Below are 5,266 nucleotides of genomic sequence, written 5' to 3'. Positions count from 1 at the left end.
GGACCCCTTGGAATTGATCATCTAGGGGTTCGGGGCGCGGAAGCGGGGCCGGACGGTCCCCCGCCGTCCGGCCCCGCTCCGTCCCCCGTTCCCCCCCATCGCCGGGAATCCCCCGTGAACCCCCGTCTCCCGGTTTCCCGTTCCCCCGTTCCCCGTTCCCCCCGTCTGCCCGGAGCGCGGCCGGTCCCCCCGGCCGCCGCGCCCCGGGCCTCCCCCGTGGGAGCCGGACGCCCGTTTCAGGCGACCAGTTCCACGAAGGACTCCTCCTCGTCCCGGCCGAAGCTGAGGACGTCGTCCTCGCGCAGCCGGCGCAGCGAGCGCCAGATGCCGCTTTTCACCGTTCCGACGCTGATGTTGAGAATGTCGGCTATCTCCGGGTCTGTCCGGCCCTCGTAGTAGCGCAGCACGAGCATCGTGCGCTGGAGTTCGGGCAGCCGGGCCAGCGCCTGCCACAGGACGGCGCGGAGTTCGGTGCCGCGCATGGCGTCCGTCTCGCCCGCCGTCTCCGGCAGTTCCTCGGTCGGGTACTCGTTGAGCTTGCGCCGCCGCCACGCGCTGATGTGCAGGTTGGTCATGGTGCGCCGCAGGTAGCCGCCGACGGCCGCCTTGTCGCTGATCCGGTCCCAGGCCCGGTACGTCGACAGCAGCGCGCTCTGCAGCAGGTCCTCGGCCTCGAACCGGTCGCCGGTCAGGTGGTAGGCGGTGGCGTACAGGGAGGCGCGGCGCTCGCGGACGTAGGCGGTGAACTCCGCCTCCGATGCCGCCCGCCGCTCCCCCGGTGCCTCCCCGTACGCTCCTCCCCCGATTCCCCCGTCGGGCCTCTTCGCGTCGACGGCCACCATGTAGGCGTGCCGTCCACGCCCGGTGCCGCGAGCGCACCCCCGCCCGCTCACGGCACCGGACATCTCGTGCAGGCGGGTGCGAACGGCCGCGCTGGTCCCGCTGGTGTGGTGCAGTGTGCTCATCTCGCGCCCCCGTCGGTGGAGCCTGCTCGTCCGCTGCTGCCGGGCCCCGTCCTCCCGGTGCAGGGAAAAGCCTGCCGAGCCAGTTTCATCGCGGTGTCCGTCGACTGTCACAGGCTCGTCACAGCGGACCGCGGCACCGAACCGTTCCCGCCGGTCGAACTCCAGGCCCCTTGTAGGCCAGAATGACCGTCGTGCCTTTCCTGTTGCTGATCGAGGACGATGACGCCATTCGCACGGCCCTGGAGCTCTCCCTGACGCGCCAGGGTCACCGTGTGGCGACGGCGGCGACGGGCGAGGACGGCCTGAAACTGCTGCGTGAGCAGCGGCCCGACCTGATCGTGCTCGACGTGATGCTGCCCGGCATCGACGGGTTCGAGGTCTGCCGCCGTATCAGACGCACCGACCAGCTGCCGATCATCCTGCTGACCGCGCGCAGCGACGACATCGACGTCGTGGTGGGACTGGAGTCCGGCGCGGACGACTACGTGGTCAAGCCCGTACAGGGCCGGGTGCTGGACGCGCGCATCCGCGCGGTGCTGCGCCGCGGGGAGCGGGAGTCCAACGACTCGGCGGCCTTCGGCAACCTGGTCATCGACCGCTCCGCGATGATCGTGACGAAGAACGGCCAGGAACTCCAGCTCACCCCGACCGAGCTGCGGCTGCTGCTGGAGCTGAGCCGCCGGCCGGGGCAGGCGCTGTCCCGGCAGCAGCTGCTGCGCCTGGTGTGGGAGCACGACTACCTCGGCGACTCGCGCCTGGTGGACGCCTGCGTGCAGCGGCTGCGCGCCAAGGTGGAGGACGTGCCGTCGTCGCCCACGCTGATCCGTACGGTCCGCGGCGTGGGGTACCGGCTGGATTCGCCGCAGTGAGCCCGGAGCACGACCGGGCGGGCGGGGAGGAGGCCGGCCGGCCGCGCGGCGGGCCCGCGGGGCTGTTGCAGCGGCTCAGCCTGCGGCTGCGGCTCGTGCTCGTCTTCGCCCTGGTCGCCCTGGCCGCCGCCGTGTCCGCGTCGGCCATCGCGTACTGGCTCAACCGCGACGCCGTGCTGACCCGTACGCAGAACGCGGCGCTGGACGAGTTCCGCGACTCGCTGAAGGAGGACACCGACGCCCTGCCCGCCGCGCCCAGCTGCCCCGCGCTCCAGGACGCGGCGGACCGGATGGCGCGCACCACGCAGAAGTTCCAGGTGGTGCTGACGGCCAGGGACGCGGACGGCCGGCCCTGCATGGTGTCCTCGGACGCGGAGGAGTTCCCGTTCGACGCCGTGCCGAAGGCGCTGCGGCGGGCGGTGGACGAGCGGCGCGACACCGGCGGCCGGGGCGGCGCCCCGTACCACGTGTACTGGCAGCGCGTCACCCGGGACGGCACCCCGTACCTGGTCGGCGGCGCGCGGATGGTCGGCGGCGGGCCCACCGGCTACCTGCTGAAGTCCCTGGAGAACGAGCGGCAGGACCTGGAGTCGCTGGCCTGGTCGCTGGGCATCGCCACCGCGCTCGCGCTCGTCGGCTCCGCGCTGCTCGCGCAGGCCGCCGCGTCCACGGTGCTGCGGCCCGTGCAGCGGCTCGGCGAGGCGGCCAAGCGGCTCGGCGAGGGGCAGCTGGACACCCGGCTGCACGTGTCCGGATCCGACGAGCTGGCCAACCTGTCGCAGACCTTCAACCAGACCGCCGAGCGCCTGGAGCGGCGGGTGGCGGAGCTGAGCGCGCGCGAGTCCGCGAGCCGCCGGTTCGTCGCCGACATGTCGCACGAGCTGCGCACGCCGCTCACCGCGATCACGGCGGTCACCGAGGTGCTGGAGGAGGAGGTCGGCTCCCTCGACCCGATGATCGCGCCCGCCGTGCAGCTCGTGGTCAGCGAGACCCGGCGGCTGAACGACCTGGTGGAGAACCTGATGGAGGTGACCCGCTTCGACGCGGGCACCGCCCGCCTGGTGCTGGACGACGTGGACGTGGCCGACCAGGTCACCGCCTGCCTGGACGTACGGGCCTGGATGGACGCCGTGGAACTCGACGCCCCGCGCGGGATCGTCGCCCGGCTCGACCCCCGGCGGCTGGACGTCATCCTGGCCAACCTCATCGGCAACGCGATCAAGCACGGCGGGTCGCCGGTACGGGTGTCGGTGCGCATCGACGTCCACACCGACGAGCTGGTGGTCCGGGTGCGCGACCACGGGCCGGGCATCCCGCAGGACGTGCTCCCGCACGTCTTCGACCGCTTCTACAAGGCGAGCGCGTCCCGGCCCCGGTCGGAGGGCAGCGGGCTCGGCCTGTCGATCGCGCGCGAGAACGCGCACATCCACGGCGGCGACATCACCGCGTCGAACGACCCGGAGGGCGGGGCCGTGTTCACCCTGCGGCTGCCGATGGACGCCTCGCCGCTGGCCGCGGGCGAGGACGGCGCGGGGCGGGACAGGACGGGCGACGGGGCGCGGCAGACGGGGTCCGGGGGCGCTGGGGGCTCCCTGGCTTCCGGGGGCTCCGGGGCGGGCTCCGGGGGTTCTGGTGGCGCTGGGGGCTCCGGGGCTGCCGGGGCGCCCTCCGGGGACGCTGGTGGCGCTGGGGGCTCCGGGACGGGGGCCGGCGGCGGGGACGGGGCCGCGGACGGGAACCACGGCGAGAGGGAGGCGAGCGCGCGATGAGGCGCCGTCCGGCACGCCCGGCGGGGGCGCCGCCCGCCACGCGGACGAGCCGGCAGCGGCCGCGCCCGGAACGGACGAGCCGGGAGAGGACGAGCCGGGAGAGGACGGGCGGGGCGGGTGCCCGGCGCCGGGCGGGGCTCGCGGCGGTCGCCGCGCTGCTCGCCCTCGGCTCAGCCGCCTGCGGCATCCGCGCCACGTCCGTACCCGTGGACGCCGGGGCCGCGCCCACCCGCGCCTCGTGCGCGGCGCCCGGCGGCGGGCGGACCACGCAGGGCCCGGGCCGCGTCTCGGTACGGATCTACCTGCTGTGCACCTCGCGGCTGCGGGCGGTGACCCGGGCCGTGCGGCTGGCGGACAACCTGCGGCCCTCGATGAAACCGACCCCGGACCAGGTGGCCGCCGCGCTGCTGGAGCAGCTTCAGCAGACGTCGCGGGAGGAGGCCGACGCCGGGTTCACCTCCGCGGTCAGCGACACGCTGACGGTGTCCCGGCCCGCCCAGGGCGACCCGGACGGCACGCTGCGGCTGAGCGTCGCGCCCGCGGAGCTGCTGCCCGGCGCGCTGGCGCAGATCATCTGCACGTACGCCGACACCCGGGCGACCAGGGGACGGGCGAAGGTGATGCTGGCCGGTCCGGATCCGGACGCCGACCCGGTCAGGTCGTACGCGTGCACCGACGAGTTGCGCGACCGGCCCGGCAGCGCGGTGGGGTCCGGCGTCGAGGCGCACTGACCGGGCGGCGGCTCCCCGGGGATGCGGGCCGTGCACCTTGGGCCGCCCCGCCCCGCCCCGCCCCGCCCCGCCCCGCCCCGCCCCGCCCCGCCCCGCCGTGCCGCGCCGCGCCGGGACGGTGCTTCGGGGTCTGACGGGTCTGTGGGGGCTGAGGGGTCTATGGGGTTGCGGGGGCTGCCGGGGTTTCGGTGGGCTTGCGTGAGCGGGCCGCGGCCGCCCGGAGGTGAGGGGGTGGCCGCGCGGGCTCGCGGGACGCGTGGGCGCGTGCGTGAGGAACCGACCGCCCCGCGCGTGGCGTCTCGACAGGCGTGCAAGGTCATGGTTCCGGCCGCAGGGCGGCCCTCGGCTTCCGCGCCGCGGGTGTCGTCCTCCTTGTCGCCCACCTGACGTTCGTGCTGTGGCTGACCTTGCGCCCGCTGACCGCCCTGTGGGTGACCGCGACGCCGCCGGAGCCGCTGGGGACCATCCGCGCCGACCTGGCCCTGGGCCCGTGGGCGGCCGTCCGGCACCTCGGGCGCGGGCTGCTGCTGCTCGCGCCCCTGGGGGTGCTGCTGCCGCTGGCGGCGGGGCGGATCGAGGTGTCGGAGCTGATGTCGCTGGCCCGTACGACGTCCGCCGGCGCGATGGTCTCGCTCGTGGTGGAGCTGGCGCGCGGCGGGCGGACCGGCCAGGCCATCAGCCTGGACGCGGTGCTGCTGAACACGGCGGGCGTGGCGCTCGCCTACCTGGCGGTGGTCCCGGCCGCGCGGGCCGTGCTGCGCCGCCGGGACGACCGGGAGCGCACCGCCGGGGCCGCGCGCGGCGCGGGGGCCGGAGCGCGGGGGGAGGGCGAGCGGCCGGTGGCCGCGCCGATCCGCCGGGTGGGGACGGCTCCGTAGGCCGCGCGGGCCGTGGCTTCGCTGCCGCTCGCTTCGCCCGCGGCAGGCCCGGGG

5 protein-coding genes are annotated in these 5,266 nt (G+C 75.6%); 4 read left to right on the top strand and 1 reads right to left on the bottom strand.

Going from position 1 to position 5,266, the window contains the following annotated elements; genetic code table 11:
- Positions 1-236: 236 nt before the first annotated feature.
- A complete protein-coding gene (locus RKE29_RS27705; protein WP_312008420.1) occupies positions 237-965 on the bottom strand; it encodes a SigE family RNA polymerase sigma factor in 729 nt (242 codons plus the stop codon).
- Positions 966-1,156: 191 nt separating this feature from the next.
- Between RKE29_RS27705 and afsQ1 the strand changes: the two genes are divergently transcribed.
- From afsQ1 to RKE29_RS27685, 4 genes are all read left to right on the top strand, one after another.
- Positions 1,157-1,834: a two-component system response regulator AfsQ1 gene (afsQ1, locus tag RKE29_RS27700; RefSeq protein ID WP_312008419.1), complete on the top strand. Its 678-nt coding sequence runs from the start codon at positions 1,157-1,159 to the stop codon at positions 1,832-1,834.
- Positions 1,835-1,899: 65 nt separating this feature from the next.
- The gene (locus RKE29_RS27695) at positions 1,900-3,603 is read left to right on the top strand and encodes a HAMP domain-containing sensor histidine kinase (RefSeq protein WP_312008421.1); all 1,704 of its coding nucleotides are present in this window, start codon (positions 1,900-1,902) and stop codon (positions 3,601-3,603) included.
- A gap of 206 nt (positions 3,604-3,809) precedes the next feature.
- Positions 3,810-4,334 carry a hypothetical protein gene (locus RKE29_RS27690; protein ID WP_312008418.1) on the top strand — a complete coding sequence of 175 codons (525 nt, stop codon included), beginning with the start codon at positions 3,810-3,812 and terminating at the stop codon, positions 4,332-4,334.
- A gap of 308 nt (positions 4,335-4,642) precedes the next feature.
- Positions 4,643-5,212 carry a VanZ family protein gene (locus RKE29_RS27685; protein ID WP_312008417.1) on the top strand — a complete coding sequence of 190 codons (570 nt, stop codon included), beginning with the start codon at positions 4,643-4,645 and terminating at the stop codon, positions 5,210-5,212.
- Positions 5,213-5,266: the final 54 nt, after the last annotated feature.

Source organism: Streptomyces sp. B1866, assembly GCF_031932565.1.
Taxonomy (GTDB): Bacteria; Actinomycetota; Actinomycetes; order Streptomycetales; family Streptomycetaceae; genus Streptomyces.
Note: the sequence above shows the minus strand (reverse complement) of the source record. Positions and strands in the feature narration are given on the sequence as shown.

Bases quoted from the DNA above. Each gene is read 5' to 3' on its own strand.
- RKE29_RS27705 (WP_312008420.1), bottom strand. From the start codon at position 965: ATGAGCACACTGCACCACACCAGCGGGACCAGCGCGGCCGTTCGCACC.